The sequence below is a fragment of the Candidatus Zixiibacteriota bacterium genome (assembly GCA_034003725.1).
Lineage (GTDB): Bacteria > Zixibacteria > MSB-5A5 > GN15 > FEB-12 > WJMS01.
Genome location: JAVEYB010000001.1, coordinates 633840 through 651040 on the forward strand (window position 1 = coordinate 633840; position 17201 = coordinate 651040).

The 17201-nt window shown below is 59.8% G+C and carries 10 protein-coding genes; 2 read left to right on the forward strand and 8 right to left on the reverse strand.

Features of this window, described 5'->3' with window-relative positions; translation table 11 throughout:
* Window positions 1-17: 17 nt before the first annotated feature.
* The gene (locus RBT76_02705; protein ID MDX9856680.1) at window positions 18-818 is read right to left on the reverse strand and encodes a PIG-L family deacetylase; all 801 of its coding nucleotides are present in this window, start codon (window positions 816-818) and stop codon (window positions 18-20) included.
* 242 nt (window positions 819-1060) lie between these two features.
* On the opposite strand from RBT76_02705, the gene RBT76_02710 reads away from it, so the two are divergent.
* Complete coding sequence (locus RBT76_02710; protein ID MDX9856681.1) at window positions 1061-2182, forward strand: hypothetical protein; 1122 nt, start codon at window positions 1061-1063, stop codon at window positions 2180-2182.
* A gap of 92 nt (window positions 2183-2274) precedes the next feature.
* Here the strand turns inward: RBT76_02710 and RBT76_02715 are convergent, their stop codons facing one another.
* Both RBT76_02715 and RBT76_02720 read right to left on the reverse strand, forming a co-directional pair.
* The gene (locus tag RBT76_02715) at window positions 2275-2595 is read right to left on the reverse strand and encodes a hypothetical protein (GenBank protein MDX9856682.1); all 321 of its coding nucleotides are present in this window, start codon (window positions 2593-2595) and stop codon (window positions 2275-2277) included.
* Between the two features lie 107 nt (window positions 2596-2702).
* Window positions 2703-3935, reverse strand: a complete 1233-nt coding sequence (locus RBT76_02720) for a PLP-dependent aminotransferase family protein (GenBank protein MDX9856683.1) — start codon at window positions 3933-3935, stop codon at window positions 2703-2705.
* 183 nt (window positions 3936-4118) lie between these two features.
* Between RBT76_02720 and RBT76_02725 the strand changes: the two genes are divergently transcribed.
* Window positions 4119-5501: a PLP-dependent aminotransferase family protein gene (locus RBT76_02725; GenBank protein ID MDX9856684.1), complete on the forward strand. Its 1383-nt coding sequence runs from the start codon at window positions 4119-4121 to the stop codon at window positions 5499-5501.
* A 26-nt stretch (window positions 5502-5527) separates the two neighbouring features.
* Here the strand turns inward: RBT76_02725 and RBT76_02730 are convergent, their stop codons facing one another.
* The 5 genes from RBT76_02730 to RBT76_02750 form a co-directional block, all read right to left on the reverse strand.
* A complete protein-coding gene (locus RBT76_02730; GenBank protein MDX9856685.1) occupies window positions 5528-6127 on the reverse strand; it encodes a class I SAM-dependent methyltransferase in 600 nt (199 codons plus the stop codon).
* 209 nt (window positions 6128-6336) lie between these two features.
* Window positions 6337-9891, reverse strand: coding sequence for a PKD domain-containing protein (locus tag RBT76_02735; protein MDX9856686.1), 3555 nt, complete (start codon window positions 9889-9891; stop codon window positions 6337-6339).
* A gap of 660 nt (window positions 9892-10551) precedes the next feature.
* The gene (locus RBT76_02740) at window positions 10552-13623 is read right to left on the reverse strand and encodes an efflux RND transporter permease subunit (protein ID MDX9856687.1); all 3072 of its coding nucleotides are present in this window, start codon (window positions 13621-13623) and stop codon (window positions 10552-10554) included.
* Between the two features lie 17 nt (window positions 13624-13640).
* Window positions 13641-14939 (reverse strand): efflux RND transporter periplasmic adaptor subunit, encoded by a 1299-nt coding sequence (locus RBT76_02745; protein ID MDX9856688.1) that lies wholly within the window; start codon window positions 14937-14939, stop codon window positions 13641-13643.
* A 270-nt stretch (window positions 14940-15209) separates the two neighbouring features.
* Complete coding sequence (locus tag RBT76_02750) at window positions 15210-17120, reverse strand: ankyrin repeat domain-containing protein (protein ID MDX9856689.1); 1911 nt, start codon at window positions 17118-17120, stop codon at window positions 15210-15212.
* Window positions 17121-17201 lie beyond the last annotated feature (81 nt).

Consider the following 17201-nt stretch of genomic DNA (forward strand, 5'->3'; position numbering starts at 1 on the left):
CCGACCGGTCAGTGCAGTTATCTGAGTCCTTCGAACAAGTCGCTTTCAACTTTCCGCCCACCGTTCACGGCGCTGAACACGCGATAGAATTCCTGTTCGCCGAATATGGCATGTTTATGTTCGGGACTCAGGCGGTCAAGGTTCTCGTAGATGGACAATTGAGTTTTGTGGCAGTGGATTGCTTTCCAGACGGTTTCCACGCAATCGGTGGTATCCACGCGCGTGGTTACGGCCCAGTCCGGGAACGGCATGGCGCGACGCTCGACACCGTCGACAGTCGTTTTCAGGTCTTTGAAGGCCGACTGGTAGGCACGCCACTGAGGTTCGGTCCACGCCATATAGTAAAACTTCGATACGGCGTGAGGCTGTTGGGACACGGCAACGGTGTCCGTTCCGGAATATGCCGGATCCGCCGCGCAAACGATGGCGGCGCCGGCAAACTGACTGATGGCGATGTGGTCGGGATGACCGTAGCCGCCTTCCGGGCCGAAGGTTGCGATGACGTGGGGTCGTTCGGTTCGGATGCACGCGGCGATTTTGGCGATCGCTTCACGCGGGTCGGCTTTGTCCAGATCGCCATCGATATAGTCGAGAAAATAGAGGCGATTGACGCCGAGGACGCGGGACGCCTCGCGAAGTTCAGCCTCCCGGGTTCGGCCGACGGTGGCGTGATCGGGACGGTTGGAGTTGTCGAAGAAGCGGCCCCGTTCGCCGCGCGTGGCGGTAACGACAGAGAGTGTCACACCCTGCCGTCCGTATTTCACAAGCGATGGCCCCATGCCCAGAGATTCATCGTCGGGGTGTGCAAGGATGCACATGAGGCCGAGGTTTGAAGTCACAAGCGTTGTCTTTCTCGTACGAGTGATATTCGCCAAGCCGGAACATACACAGAAATGTGGACCAGTGCAATCTATATATTGGTGCCGGTCGGGAGTTGCCGGGTGGGATGGCGAGGGAATCAACAGGGGGAGCTGTCGGGGGCGGGGAGATTCGATCTTGACATGCTGGCGCGGTCTATTTTATCCTCAATATACGGAAGTTTTTACACAGGTGAGTTGTCATGATACGTCTCGTGCTGATGGCGTCTGTTGTCGCGATGGCCGCACATGTGGGCAGCGTGTATGCCGAGGGTGCGACGTTCAGCGATTCCGGTTGGACGATCCTGCACCGAGAGAGTTTCGACATTCCGTTTGCGGCGGAGGATGGCCAGACATTCGGCGACGGCGGCTGGCTGATCTTCCAGCTGCACAATGGGGGCGCCGCAACGATTGCCAATGGATATGCTACCCTCCAGGCGCCGGAGTTTTGGAATGCGGCGCTGATTCGAAGCACTCACGTACTTCCTGAGGAGTACAAAATCCGGACGAGAGTCGGTCATATCAACTATGATCTCGCCAACTACGAATCGGCCGATTACAGCGACCCGGCGTTCAACGATCATGGCGGCTACTACGAGAACGGCATGTATCTACTGACGATTACCGACGACACCTGTGTCGGAGACGAATGCGCCGAGCTGTGGTGGCACTACCATCGCAAGATGGTGATCGATGTGGACAACCACCTGAATTACGGCGGGGGCGAGACGTTTCATCCGATCTTCATGGTGTACATGGACCCGGCGGTGAACTCCGGCGGTAATCTCCTTCGCACGTGGGACGGGACGGTGTGGGACTCATCGACGTGGAACTGGAATGTCGCGCACACGTACGAGTACGACACCTGGTACTATGCCGAGCTGGAGAAACGGGACGGGCAGATCAGGCTCCGGCTGTACGACGGCGGCGGCACGATAATCGAAGACCCGCCGCCGATTGGTTTCGAGCATGTATTCGCGATCACCGATCCGGCCGAATTCCTGTATGTGGGGGAGCCGCATACCGACGATTACGAAGGAAACGTGCGTATCGATGAAATCACGCTACTCATCCCGGAGACCGATTGTTGCGAGGGTGACGCCGGCAATGTCAACGGGGACGTCGACGGCCTCGTTGATCTGGCGGATCTGATCTACCTTGTCAATGGGGTCATGCTCGGCGGACCGTTGGCGGGGTGCCCGGCCTCAGCCAATATCAACGGCGACAGCGGCTGTAACGTGGATCTGTCCGACCTGATACATATGGTGAATTTCCTGTATCTCGGTGGTCCCGCACCGGCGGCGTGCGTGCCGCAGTGCCGGTGAAGCGGCCTGTTCTCCCCCGCACTTAAGGCAATAGAAAGGCCCGTCGCTGACGACGGGCCTTTTGATTCAGTGGATCATTCGCGAACCTGACGCTACATATCCATGTCACCGGTGTAGGCATCGGTGTGTTTGGAATCAACACGTAGTTTGTACTGGGCGGCCCACGCCTTCATTCCGTCTTCGGCGTACGGAGCGGCTTCCTCGGCGTAGACCAGACCGACTGATTCAGTACCGTGCAGCCAATAGTACGTCCACGCGCCGTGGTTGAGACCAGGCGCGTCGTACGAGTACTTCCGATTGGACGCCGTCGCCATGAACGTGCCACCGGTGATATCGGCGTAGAAATCCCCGATGACACAGGCATCAAGCGTGGCAAGCTTCATGGTGCAATTGGCGGCATTGAAGTACGACATGACGCAGCCGTGGGTCACATGGTACAGATCGGCGGAGATGATTGCGGAACCGGCCGTCGATCGCCCGCCGTGGCAACGGCGAAACGCAACCGAGGCGAGTCCGACGCCTACCGCTTGACGGTTGGTTCCGTGTGAGCGTGCGCCTTTGCCTCGATCACCGCGGCCAGGTTCCTGATGCCGCGATCAATCTGCTCTTCGGTGGGATACGAGTAATTCAACCGTAACTCATTTCGGCCGGAACCATCGGTGTAGAAGCAGTTTCCGACCACATAGGCGACTTTGGCAGCCACCGCATCATACAGCATCTCGGTCGTATCCATATAGTCGGGCAGGCGAAGCCAGAGGAACATGCCGCCTTCCGGGCGGGACCACCAGATGTCGTCGATCTTCGGCATGTAGCGCTCCAGAGCGCTGAGCATAGCTTCCGCCTTGTGCTGGTACAATTCCTTGCTCACGGTGATCTGGCGTTCAAGCGAGCCGTCTTCCAGCAGGCAGGCGGTCATGATCGAGGTGAAGGCCGAGGTGCACAAATCCGTTCCCTGTTTGGCCATGATGAGTTTCTCGAGGATAGCCGGCGGTGCGACGATCCAGCCGATACGGAATCCGGGGCTGAAGATCTTTGAGAGGGTCTTCATCTGAACGACCCGGCCGTCGGTGTCCAGCGAACGAATAGAAGGGATGAGATCGCCGACGAAACGAAGTTCTCTGTATGGGCTGTCTTCAAGGATGACGAGGTCATAGGCCGCAGCCAGCGCGAGGATCTGTTTGCGGCGCTTGAGCGAGAGGTTGATACCCGACGGGTTCTGGAAATCAGGGATCAGATAGATGAACCGGGGCCGGCGCCCGCCGGCGATCAGCTCATCGATTTTCGCCTTGAGTTGTTCCGGGATGATGCCGTTGTCGTCCATATCGACGCCGTGGAAGTCCGCACCGAAGGCGCGGAAAGCCTGTATCGCGCCGACGTAGCAGGGACGCTCTATGATGATCGGGTCACCGGGATCGATGAAGATCTTGGCCAGCAGATCAAGACCCTGCTGAGAGGAGGCGACAGCAAGGATCTGTTCGGGAGTCACTTGTTCGCCCTGGCGGCGCATGAAGGCGGCGACTTGTTCCCGGAAGAAGGGCTCCCCTTCGGTCGGGCTGTATTGCAGCGACTGTCGGCCGAATTCGCTGATCGCGCGCATCGATGCATTTTTGACGGGCTCGTACGGGAAGATGGCCGGATCGGGGAGTCCTCCGCCGAAGGATATAGTCCCGGGGGTGCGGGTGAGCTTGAGCAGCTCGCGGATTTCAGTTCGCCGCAGGCGGCCAGCCATCGATGAGAACCTTATATCAGCCATTGTTACCTCCTTATTCTACGCTCCCAGTGGGAATCTTTTGTCTTGACGACACGTATATGATACATATCATATGACAAAGATGTTACAATTGTATTGTCACTAATACAATAAAGTTACGACGATCGACAGGCATTCGCTTATTGTGATATTAAGTCATTACGCAACAATACATTGATGGTCGTTATGACAGAATGGAAACCGGACATTCAGCGATATGGTGAGCCGCTGTATCTTGCTCTCATCAGGGCGTTGCATGACGACATCGAGCGTGGGCAATTGCCGCCCGACTACAGGCTCCCGACGCAGCGCGAATTGGCGGAGGCGCTTCATATCGCAGTGGGGACGGTGACGCGGGCGTATGCAGAGGCGGAGCGGAGAGGGCTTATCCGTTCGGAGGGCCGTCGAGGTACGTTTGTTGGCGGGGCACGCACAAGTCGTTCGATGCTGGCATCGCTGGTCAAAGATCGACCGGATGCGATTGACCTGAGCAAGAACCACCCTTCGTATGAATTGGATCCGGACCTGGGGTCCGCGCTTCGCGAACTCTCCCGATCACGTGAAGTGCGGCATCTTCTGGAGTACCCCCCGACGGCAGGACTGGCGCACCATCGGGCCGCGGGGGCACGGTGGCTGGAGTCGATGGGCGCGCCGACCGATGCGGGGTCGGTCTTTATAACGGCGGGGGCGCAGCACGCTCTGTCAGTGATTCTCGCGGCGGAGTCGAATCGGGGGGACATGATTTGCACGGATGAATTCACCTACCTCGGGGTACGGGCGATTGCACAGCAGTATGACCTGCAGGTGACGGGTTTGCCGGTCGATGAGCACGGCCTCTCCCCTGCCGCGTTTGAATCGGCCTGTCGACAGCACCGAGTCCGGATCCTGTACTGCATGCCTACGATCAGCAATCCGACCAACCGGGTCATGGACCGGGATCGGCGGCAGGAGATTGCAAGCGTGGCGAGTCGATACGACGTTACGGTCATTGAGGACGAGATCATGAGACCGCTGGTGCCCGAGCGGTTGGGTTACATTGCGGAGTACGTGCCCGATCGCACCTACCTGGTCGTGTCGACATCAAAAGCGATTGCCGCCGGGTTGCGGGTGGGTTTTGTGCAGGCGCCGGCGGGCGCGCGGCAACGGATGACCGAGAGTCTGACGGCGTCGTGCATCGGTATCCCTGCGCTTACGGTCGAGTTGTGTGTGCGCTGGCTGGAAGATGGCACAGCGCAGCGGGTGATCGATGCTCGTCGCAGCGACGTATCGGCGCGGCATGATGTCGCCGCACGGGTGTTAGAGGGGTTCACTGCGCACCGGCATCCATCGAGTTATCACTGCTGGCTGGAGTTACCCGACGGCTGGACCAGCGTGCGTCTGGCAATGGAGGCACAGTCGCGCGGCGTGATCGTAGCGCCGGGTGAGGTCTTTGCGGTGGACAGCAAACCGCCGTATGAGGCAGTTCGTGTATCGGTGATTTCTCCGACTACCGGGCAGCTGGAAGAGGGACTGGGGATCCTCACGGGGTTGCTTCGGGGAGCGATTGCGCGGCAGCTTCCGACGGTGTGATTCTCACAATCCTGTGCATGTCTCCATCAGCGAACGATTTGGCAGAAGAGGCTGGACCGATCGACTTCGACGAGACTGCCGTTTATGCCCAATTGAGCCATGAGCGACTCGAATTCGGCCGGGCCGACGGTGGAGGCGTGGAACCCGTCGGTACAGTAAATCTCCCCCGCGCCGGTGCGGGCGTAATCTATCGGGCCGAGCAGTCCGAGAGTTGACTGCAATTCGAACCACTTCAACCGCTCATCCCAGAACGACTCGGCATAACTCGAAAAGAGGACACGGCCGTCCGGTACGGTGACGCGCAGCGCTTCACGCATCAACAAGAGTCTGTCGACGTGAAAGGCAGATATCCCGTTCTGGATGCAGACAACGACGTTGAATGATTCGTTGGCGAAGGCCAGATGTCCTGCATCCATGCAAGCGAGCGCGACATTATCTCTGGACTGCAGCAAGATGGGGGCGTCACGCAGGCTGTCCATCGACGTATCGATACCGACGACAAAGGCGGCGCGATCGGCGAGGATCCTGAGGACCCGTCCGTAGCCGCAGCCGAGTTCCAGGACTTTGTCGCTTCGAGAGATATGCGAACATACGTGGTCTACTTCGGCGTCGAGATATTGTCTGATACGCGGCGGGGCAGTTTCTTACACCCGGCGCAGGTTTTCGGCGGCGAGTTTTTTGCGATAGTAGTCGTGCGGCATACGGTATGGTCGCCGCGCCCGTGCGGCGTGTCCCTTATTTATGTGTGTGAGTAAACAAGCAACAGAAGGCCACGGACTGTCAAGAAAAAGGGCGGGTTTAAGTACCCGCCCTTTTCGAAAGACCGATTGGTGAGCTACTTCAACAGGATCATCTTCTTGGTCGCCGTAAAGGCGTCGGTGGTGATCCGGTAGAAATAGACGCCGCTGGCTTTCCTAGATGCATCCCACTCGACACTGTGGTGGCCCGCCTCAAAGCGGCCGTCAGCGAGTTCCGCCACTTCCTGCCCCATGATATTGTAGACCTTCAAGGTTATATCGCTGGAGACAGGCAGGCTGAATTCGATGGTGGTGGTGGGGTTGAACGGATTCGGATAGTTCTGCGCGAGCGAGAACCGTTCCGGCAGTTCCGGCTCAACCTTGGCCATCGCGCCGGCGCTTCCCATGCCGCGCCACTCGATGTTGTCGATATACACATCGTCGGCGTCGTTGGATGCGTCGCACACGAAGCGCAGCCGGGCATTGGTCGGATAGTTGTAAGTGCTGCGCGGTATCGGCACCACGACATTGTAGAAGGTGCCGTTGTTGAAGTGGGTCCCGCGAGCAAATGTTGCCACCGTCTGCCATGCGGAGCCGTTGTAGTACTGCACCCAGAAGTCTTCTCCCACTTCCATACTCACGGCAATGAAGTAGAACTCGACTTCCATGTCGAGGTAGCCGGACACGTTACGGGTAGTCGTGTGGTAGAAGGACGAAGCAGTCCCGCTGTTGTCCTGGATGTCGGCGGCGCAACGGCCTTCCCATGCATACGTACCGCGTGTGTAGCGGGACATATCGGATCCGCCGTCGGTATAGTTACCCATGCCGCTTTCGAAGGTGTCATAGGTAATCACCGTCCAGGCGCCGGCCTCGCTCACCGTGATATAGCCCGACTTCGTTTCAACGTCGCTGCCGAACGCGTTGCTCGCGGTCAGGCTGACCGAGTATGTGCCCGGAGTCGTATACGTGTAGGAGGGATTCTGCGCACTCGACGTGCCGCCGTCTCCGAAGGTCCAGCTCCAGGATGTGGGGTTGTTGGACGACAGGTCGGTGAACTGCACGGCCAGCGGCGCCACACCGCTCGTCGGCGTACCCGAGAAGTTCGCGACCGGCGGCACATCCATCGATACGACGCTGATATCGTCGAATGCCATGCCGTCGGTGTTGATACTGTAGTTGTCGTACTGCTGGAACTTGACGACGAAGGTGCCCGTGAGCGTCAGACCCGCATTTGCGGCCAACTGATCGACATCGAGGACGATCTGCTGATAGGTGGTCGTGCCGTTGATCAGGTCACGGACTTTGGTGAAGGTCGAGCCGCCGTTATTGGAGAAGAAGACGCCGTCCTGCGTATGCGTTTCGTCTCCGAATTCCTTCCACCAGAAGGTCAATTCGACCTGGCTCTTTCCGGCCAGGTTGAGCCGCAACCACGCTTCATTCTGGGCGTACAGACCGCCGTTCAGGTTGTCATCCATCGTCATGTGGTACGAACCCGAGTGCGGTGTATTCGCGGTGGTGACGAGGATACGTCCCTCGGAGTTGTTGCTCTGCGTGAACCAGTATGAGTCGAGACCCGATTCGAAGCCGGTCGAATACGGCAGTGTGGCGTAGTCGACTGTCGGCTCGGTGACCGTGATATACGCGGTCCTGGTCTCGCCGTCGGAGCCGCAGGTATTCGAGGCGGTCAGCGACACGGTATAGGTGCCCGCCGCGGTGTACGTATGCGCCGGGTTCTGGGCCGACGACGTACCACCATCACCGAATGTCCAGCTCCATCCTGTCGGGGAGTTCGTGGACAGGTCAGTGAAGTTGACGGTCAGCGGCGCCGTGCCCGAGGTTGGTGAACCGGAGAAGTTCGCGACGGGGGCGACACACGGGTTGACCGTGATGTAATCGGTTTTGGTCTCCCCGTCGGAGCCGCCGGGACCGGTCACGGTCAGCGTGACCGAATACGTGCCTGCAGACGTGTACTGGTGCGAGGGATTCTGGGCGGAGGAGGTTCCGCCGTCACCGAAGGTCCAGCTCCACGAGGTGATGCTGCCGGTGGAGAGGTCGGTGAAATTGACGGTCAGCGGCGCGGTGCCGGTGGTCGGCGAACCCGAGAAGTTGGCCACCGGAGCCGGGGGCGGGCCGGTGTTGACGGCGGCGTATGCATTCACCCTGCCCGAACCCATTTTGCCGATGTACTGCGACGACAAGTACGCATCGATATTATCGGCTGTGGAGAACAACTGGGTCTTGACCTGCGAGGCGGTCCAGGTCGGATTCTGCGACCAGATCAGGCCGGCAACGCCGGCGGTCAGCGGAGTCGCCATGGACGTGCCGCTGAGGGCCGCCCAGTAGTTGGTGTTCGGGTCGGTGTGGTCGTGATAGGTAGCATAGATGTTATTGCCGGGCGCGCAGATATCCACCCAGGTGCCATAGGTGGTGAAGCTGGCGCCGTTGTCGTTTTCGTCGGTGGCGGCAACCGAGACGCAGTCTCCGCGGCCGTTCAGGTAGTCAGCGGTCTGAGAACCGTCGTTACCGGCGGCAACGAAGATAACACCGCCGCTGGCGATGAAATAGTCGGCGGCAGCGCCGATACCGCCGCTGTTCGACGAGCCCCAGGAGCAGGAGGCAATCCGGGCGCCGTTGTTGGCGGCATAATAAAACGCCGAGGCGGCGGCATCCATCATCACCACCCCGTATTCCTGCCCGAGGTAGTTATAGGAGTAGCCCATGCGCAGGGGCATGATCTTGATGCCGTTGCCGGTGACAGCCTGGGACCCACTGCCCCAGCCGCCCGCGATACCCGCCATGCCGTAACCGTCATTGGTGAGCATGCCAATGATGCCGGCCGTATGCGTGCCGTGACCATTGAAGTCACGCGGGTCGTTATCGGCGGTGGTGCAGTCCTCGCCGGACCAGCAGTTGGAGACGCCGTTGATGAAGTCCCAGCCGATCCAGTCATCGACATATCCGTTGCCGTCGTCGTCGACACCCGAGGTCCCGTTAAGCTCAGTAGTGTTGATCCACATATTACCACGCGAGGCCCCCGGGTTGGTCGGTGAGGCGTTGACGCCGCCGAGGTCGGGGTGGTAGTAGCGGGTTCCGGAGTCGAGGATAGCCAGGATGATCGCCGTGTTGCCGGTCTCTATATTCCACGCTTCCGGCGCGTCGACGTCGTGATCGCTGGCCTGATTGAGGTGCCACTGATAGGAGTAGTATCCGTCATTGGGAGTGGCGTACATGGCATGGATGCCGTTTTTCTCAACCGACTCGACATTTGGATCGTCGAGGTATGCCTTCATCACTTCATCGAGGTCAGCTTTCTGATCGAAGTGAACCACATAGAAGCGCGAGAGGTCAAAGTATTGGCCTTTGACGAACTGCGGCTGAGCGCCGCGGAACAACTGGCGCATCTCGGTCACGCCGTAGCGGGCAGCCACCTCGTCGAGCGACGATACGCCCAGCGAGATCTGTCCGCCACTCTGGCGTGCGGACTCGATTTGCGCGCTTGGGACTCTGAACTGTACGATGAGTTCACCCGGAGCCCAGCCGAGGAAAGAGGGGACGCCCGACGGACGGTCAATCACCTTGACGTCGCCAGGGCCGGCCAGGATGAGGCCCGGGATGAGGAGTATCACGGACAGTAATAATACCAGCCGTTTCATCGAAACCTCCATGAGAGTGTAGTTACTCGTCAGGACTGTAACAGAATGCAGATTATTTGGTCACCTGGTACGCATCCCTCCCTTCCAGTTCAAAGGGTTGGCAGTGAGGCACGCGAGAACTCGTCTGCCGGCGTTGCCGGAGAGAGCAAGACACGGTCACGAGCGCCGCGGCTGCGCCTGACCATCGGCCCGCGGGAGTCGTTTCATGGCCGCCCGGGAGCCGGCGCGATCTTCCGGTAACGTCGGGCACGACTAGTGCCACTAACTTCGATTACGTCACAGTGCTGTGATGCGGTAACGCGTGATGGATGCACATGCCTGCGTCGCGGCCACAGGTATGAGGCGGTCGACGGGTTGTTTTCCGTTCGCGTTGAGTGCAGGCTGGTTCAGGCACCGTTACACAACACCAAGGTCAATCTGTATTGGATTCTCAAGCCTCCCCCAGGTCAAGGCTTCGACTCTTGTGTGAAAATATAGAGGCGCTACAAGGCGGGCGCAAGAGAGTATTTGGGGGGTGTGTTGAAGTACCGGCGGTACCATCGCACGCGAGGTCACACGGGAGGGAAGTGCGTCGGATATGGGACGACAGCACAGGTCCCCGGGTCGGGGCAAAGCCCGAAGAGAAGCGCTATGTGCCCCAGCGAGTTCGCATTTTAGAGATTAGCGGGCGGCGCGGCGGCGCTCAAGGAAGCCGTAGATGCTCATATATGCAGTGGGTATCAGGATCAGGGTAATCAGCATCGAAACAGACAGTCCCCCGATCACCGCACGGGCCAGGGCGGCCTGGATTTCCCCACCCGCGCCGGCACCGATGGCCAGCGGCAGCATACCCAAAACGGTCGTGGAAGTCGTCATGAGAATCGGTCGAAGTCGGAGGCGACCAGCGAGGAAGACGGCGTCCCGGACGGACATATCTCGTTCCCGGCGCAGCATGTTGATGTAATCCACGAGTACAATGGCGTTGTTCACCACGATACCGACCAGCATAATCATTCCCATCAGGGATTGCATATTCAGCGACGTGCCTGTCAGAAGCAATGTTGGGACCACGCCCACGATCGACAGCGGAACGGCGAGCATGACGATGACCGGATCGAGGAATCGTTCGAACTGGGCAGCCATTACCATATAGACGAGGATGACGGCCATGAGGATGGACAGCAGGAAGTCCCGGGCCGCCTTCTGCTGTTCTTCGTATTCGCCGCCGAATACAAGCGAGAACCCTTCGGGCATCGGAAAACCGCGCAGATCGCGCTGCAAGTCGCCGACAACATCACCGAGGGCAGCTCCGCCTTCGAGGTTAGCGGTGATGTAGGTGACCCGCTGGCCGTCGACACGCTGGATTTCGGTGGGCGACCGTCGCCGCTCCGCATGGACGACTGAGGAAATCGGCAGGACATCTCCGGACGAGGTTTGAATCGAGATATTGCTGAGGTCGGTGGTGCTGAGGCGGTCATTCGGCTGAAGGCGAACGACGATCGGGAATTCCTCGCCACCTTCGCGAAACACGCCGGCACGGCTGCCGCCGACATTGGTCTGGATGATTTCTCCGATGCGGCTGACGGAAAGGCCGACCGCGGCGATTTTTTCACGATCGATAATGAGGTTCTGTTCGGGACGGCCCTCGCGGCGGCTGATACGCACGTCGGCGATCGACGGATGCACGGCGACGATTTCCTCGATTCGCGCCGTGATTTCGTCGGCCATGGCGAGATCGTAGCCGCGCAGTTCGATCTGGACCGCTTCGGCGCCAGACGAACCAAACAGCCGGCGGAGCATCCACAGTCCGGATTGGGCGCTTACCCGCACGTCGGCGCCGGGCACCCGACCCGCTACAGCGGCACGAATGTCATCGGCCAACTCAAAGCTGCTAACGGTTCGTTCGCCGGCAGTCTTCAAGGATATCTCCACTTCGGCGTCGCCGGAGCGGATTTCGGCGGTCACATGCCGCACCTGATCCATCGGCAGCACGGCAAGCACGATGTCTTCCAGTTCGTGCAGATACTCGTTTACGACGGCAATGTTGGTGCCCTGCGCCATTTCGAGTTCGACGCTGATTTCGTCGGCGTCGGTTTGTGGGGCCAGCTCAACGGGCAGAAGCGGCCACAGAAAAAGGGCCGCGATCAGGAGAGCGGCAGTCGTTCCGAATACAATCGCGCGATGGGTCGTGGCCTTCGCGAGAATGACGCCGTAGCGATCTTCGAGCCGGTGGAACCACTGACCGAATCGGAGCAGCACCTTCGGAGTCGGCTGATCGCCGTTGGCGACCCGCAGAAACCTGCTGCCGAGCATCGGCACGAGCGTCAGCGCGACAAACAGCGAACACAAAAGCGCGAAGACGACGACCATGGCGAGTTCGCGGAAGAGCAGTCCCGAAATAGTCTGCATGAAAAAGACCGGCAGGAAGATGACGATGGTGGTCAGCGTCGAGGCAATGACGGCCCCCGTTACCTGACGTGCGCCGGTCAGGGCGCTCTCGTGCGGGGAGTGACGGCCTTCCCGCAATCGCACGATATTTTCGAGCACGACAATGGCGTTGTCGACGATCATGCCGATACCGAGCGCAAGGCCGCCAAAGCTCATCTGGTTCAACGTGAGATTGCCGAAGAAGAGCAATCCGAACGTGGCAATGATCGAAATCGGAATTGAGAGAGCGATGATGAAGGTAGACGAACCGTTTCGCAGGAAAAGATACAGGATGAAAATCGCCAGGAAGCCGCCCCAGAGCGCGGAATTTTGCACGTTGTTGATGGAGTTTTGGATGAATTCGCTCTGGTCGATAACGATGAGCAGGTTGATGTCGTCACGTTCTCGGTCGATCTGCTCCATGACGTCGCGTACCTGTTCGGCGACCGCGACCGTGTTTGCGCCGGACTGCTTGCGGACGCCGAGCCGAACCATGGGCTGACCATCCACCTGCACCAGCCGGTTCAAATCCTCGTATCCATCGACCACCTCGGCAACATCGCCAACCCGTATCGGCTTGCCGTCGATCACCGTGATGATTGTCTGGGCAATCTCGGAGAGCGACTGATACTCGCCCCGGGTGCGGACGTACAGGTCGTTGAGGCCTTCGCGCATATCGCCGCCCGGGAGGGTCACGTTTTCCCGGAGGAGCGCCTGGCGGACGTCGGCGGCGGTCAGCCGGCTGGAAGCCAGCCGGTCGCGCAGCAGGCGGACCTGGATTTCCCGATAGACTCCTCCCCAGACGTCGACCGACCCCACGCCGGGGATCTGCTCAAAACGCTGCGATATCTCGCGCTCGAGAATCAGGGTCAGCTGGTCCATGGAACGGGTGGACTGCGCACCGAGGATAACGACCGGGAAGTTGTCGGGGTCGAACTTCCAAAGGCGGGGCGACTCGACCTCGGGAGGAAAGTTATCGCGGACCCGGTCGAGGGCGGCGCGTACGTCGTTGGCCGCTTCATCGATGTTTGTTCCCTGGGCGAACTCCAGGGTAACGCGGCTCTGGCCTTCTTCGGAGCGAGAACGCACGCGCTCGATATTGGGGACGCTGGCGATGGCGTTTTCGACTCGATCGGTGATTATGGTCTCAATCTCTTCGGGACCAACATTCGGGTACGACGTAGAGATGCTCAACTGGGGAAAGTCGATCGGCGGCAGCAGGTCAACGGCGAGAAAGCGGAAGCCCATGATGCCGAGCACGATGATGATGAGGAACACCATCGAGGTAGCGATTGGTCGTTTGACGGAAACGTTGGTGATACTCATGGTGACGTGTCGCTCACTCAGAACTGAATGGTGCTGCTGTCGCCGACAGCCGCCTGCTGCTCCCGGATGATCTCGTTCAACAAGTCTTCACGCTGCAGATTCTGCAGTCGTTCCACCCATCTCCAGTCGACCGGGCGGACGCGGGCGGTTGAGGACTCACCGGTCAGCAGGTCCTGCCCGAGGGTAACCACCCAGCGGTCGGGCTTGACTCCGCGGATGCCCGCGACCATTCGACCGCGGGCGATGACCTCGACCGGGACAAACGTAAACGAGACGGGGTTGGAGAGCGCGACCTCATTGTCGGTTCCAGTGACCGCCGCGAGTTCACCGGTCAGCGAATCGGTCGCGATGAAGACGCCGGTCGCGCCCGTGCGCGGATTTTCATACAGGGCGCTCAGCGGAACCAGGGTCGCCTGTTCGCTCTCGCCGTAGAAGATGTCGACGGCCACAAACTGGCCGGGGAGCAGGGAGCGGTCAGGATTCGGGATATCAATCTCGGCATCGGTGCTGTGAGTCACCGGATGCAGGAACGGAGAAATGCGCGACAGGCGGGCGGATATCGGTCCCTCGGAGGCAAAAATCTCGGCCCGCTGGCCGCTTTTAATGTATTCGAGCATACGGTCGGTGAGGACCACTCCGGCGCGGACGGTATCGAGTTGCCCGACCGTAAACAGGCGTGTGCCGGGACTGACAAACATGCCGATTTCCGCGTTGCGGTTGCCGACGGTACCGTTCACGGGCGATTGGATGACGGTCTGGGACAGAGCTTCCTGCCGTTCGTCGACAGTCGCATTTGACTGCGCCACGCGCGCGCTGGCCAGCTCGAAGTCAGCCTCGGCAGAGATGGCTTCTGTCCGGGCACTTTCCAGCTCGGTGGGGGTGATCAGGTTTTTCGCAGCGAGCGATTCGGCTCGATTCAGCTCAGCCTGCATCTCCTTCATACGGGCTTCCGCCTGCTTTGCCTGAGCCTCGGCGATACGCAAGCCGGCCTCAGCCTGTTTGAGACGCTCGCGGAATTCGTTGTCGCGCAGCCGGAGCAGGGTCTGTCCCCGCCTGATCTGGTGGCCGTTTTCCACGGGGACCTCGACGACAACGGCCGAGATTTGCGGGTAGATCTCGACCTGGTTACGGGCTCTGATAACGCCGCTCAATCGCTCCGTCAGAGGAAGCGAGCCGTATTGTGCCTGCACGGCTTCGACGGCCGGCATGAGGCGATTGCCGCCCGGATTGCCGCCCTCACTGTCGCCGGAACAGCCGAACAAAGCCATCGTGGCGAGTGTCGGTGATACGAGAAGCAGGAAAGTGCGTAGGTTCAACGAAGTGTCTCCAGGTGGTCGGTCTGCTCAGCCCGGAGACCGAGGTGCACATACGCGCCACCGTAGTTCTTCAATGGTATCTTCTTGCTCACTGTGCAGCCGGCCGAGACGAATTTCGGAGGCGCAGTACAACCGTTAAACACCGGAATGTCGGAATAGTTTTCGGGTAACGCCAAAAAAACCGCCTCGTCGTCGGCTATGTCGCGCCACGGCCGTTGCCGGTCCCAAATTAGACGCCGGACGAACGGTGCACAAGAGCGAATTCACGTACTACTCCGACGGGCACGCTTTCGCGCGGAGCCGGTCGATGAAGGCCGCTGATACCCAGTAGATTCCCCACGGCCGCCGGCGCCCCGCACTCAGGAAGAACAGGTATCGACTGTCGGGGGTTATCCTCGGACTCCCGTTTACACGCGTTCCGTTGATGGTGTCACCGAGGTCGATGCAGTCGGTCCACGATCCGTCCAGACGCCGAAAAGACATGTTCAGCCTCTCCTCTGCCGAGAAGATCAGGAAGTCTGCGTTGGGGGAGATAAACGGGCTGTGGCCGACGAGGGTCTCGTTTCCGAGATACGTGGTGAGCAACACCGGTTCCTGATACGCTCCGTCACGCAGTTCGGAGGAGTACATGTTCTCGGAGAATTCCGAAAAATACAAATTCCCGTACTTGTCCGCAGAACATGGCCAATGGACGCCGAGCCGATTGACATTCGCGCCGACCGAGCGTGGTTCTGACCACCCTGCGTCTGTCCGTTCCCGGTACCAGTACTCCTCCTTCACATCGGGATCGCCGCCGGGCACTTCTCCGGGGGCAAACGGTCTGGTACTGATGAAGAACATGCGGGCGCCATCCGGCGAAAAGGATGGATCACGCACGATACCCGAGTCGGCCCTGACAGGATACGACCACCGACCATCGATCTGTCGAGACATACGAACGGCGCCTTCCGGCGGAGACATATCGGTCCAGTACGCCTCAGCGCCATCGGGTGAGAATGCAATGGAGGAGTGGGCGCGATGGTGTCCCGACACAATCCCCGGTAGAAACAGCACCGGCGTATCGCCGGGCGGGTGCTGCCCCATGTACGGCCCCGAAAGGTGAGGAAAGATCGGCTCGGCGGTGTCTGCGCCGAGCGCGCGGAGGAGATCGGCCGTTTCGGGAAAGGTCTCCTGCCGGGCGAGATTGAAGGCCGATTCTCCGCACGCGGTACGGTGGTTAATCGAGATACCGGCCGTGACGAGGTAGTCGACGACCGCGGTATGGCCTTCCGACGCTGCGTAGTGCAGCGGAGTCCAACCATCGGGGTCAACCTGATGCAAATCAAACCCATGTTCGATCAGCGAGCGGACGATCGCAAGGGATCCGCCGCTGCAGGCCGGAAACAACAACCCCGGGTCGTTGGTTCGGATAGTCTCCAGGTCGGCGCCGAATGTCAGGGCGTACTCGTAGAGGGAGCTTTGGCCATTTACTATCGCCTGTTGCATGGCAGTATTGAGCATTGCGGAGTCTATGCTCGCGCCGCGCGCGACCAGATAGTCCACCATGTCGGAAAACCGGTTGCGCGATGCCCACAACAGCGCCGTATATCCGCGGAGTGCAGCAGCGTTGATGTTCGCTCCGCGCTCGACGAGCAGGCGGACCACGTCCATAGTGTTGCTTTCGGCCGACAAGATGAGAGGTGTTCGTTGTGCACCGTCACGGGCCTCGATGTCCGCGCCACGATCCAGCAACAAATGTGCAACCGGCACCTTGCCTGCACGGACAGCCACGTGCAAGGGAGTCCATCCGCCCGCAGAGCCTCCGCGCGTTGCCGCTGACGGCGTGTTGAGTGTGGTTGATCCGTGGTCCAGAAGGTATTGCGCCGCCGCAGTCAGACCGGCCCTGGCGGCAAAGTGCAAAGGGGACTCTCCGGATGAATCAAGCGCATTGACGTCGGCGCCGCACTCAACCAGTAACATGGTGATAGAGTCCTGATTATGCATCAAGGCAAGGTGCAAGGGGGTTCGGCCGTGTTCATCTGTAGAGTACAGTTCGTCAGGGGACTCCGACAGGAGCGACGAGACGCGAGGCCGGTCACCGCCTGCAATTGCCATCGACAACTCGGATCCACTCGCCGGTGCGCTCAAGCCGCACGCCAGTGTAGCGGCACACGCAATCACGTATACTCTGATACCGATCATACGAATTCCTTCCGTGAGACAGTCGCCGAGTCGGTGAGATCGAGCAGCGGCGCACCCACACCCGCCGTGCGAGGGGGGTGA

Excerpts from the sequence above, each read along its gene's own strand:
- RBT76_02735 (MDX9856686.1), bottom strand. The coding sequence starts at position 9,891 with ATGAAACGGCTGGTATTATTACTGTCCGTGATACTCCTCATCCCGGGC.
- RBT76_02720 (MDX9856683.1), bottom strand. The coding sequence starts at position 3,935 with ATGGCTGATATAAGGTTCTCATCGATGGCTGGCCGCCTGCGGCGAACT.
- RBT76_02715 (MDX9856682.1), bottom strand. The coding sequence starts at position 2,595 with ATGTCGTACTTCAATGCCGCCAATTGCACCATGAAGCTTGCCACGCTT.
- RBT76_02750 (MDX9856689.1), bottom strand. The coding sequence starts at position 17,120 with ATGATCGGTATCAGAGTATACGTGATTGCGTGTGCCGCTACACTGGCG.
- RBT76_02710 (MDX9856681.1), top strand. The coding sequence starts at position 1,061 with ATGATACGTCTCGTGCTGATGGCGTCTGTTGTCGCGATGGCCGCACAT.
- RBT76_02705 (MDX9856680.1), bottom strand. The coding sequence starts at position 818 with ATGTGCATCCTTGCACACCCCGACGATGAATCTCTGGGCATGGGGCCA.
- RBT76_02725 (MDX9856684.1), top strand. The coding sequence starts at position 4,119 with ATGACAGAATGGAAACCGGACATTCAGCGATATGGTGAGCCGCTGTAT.
- RBT76_02740 (MDX9856687.1), bottom strand. The coding sequence starts at position 13,623 with ATGAGTATCACCAACGTTTCCGTCAAACGACCAATCGCTACCTCGATG.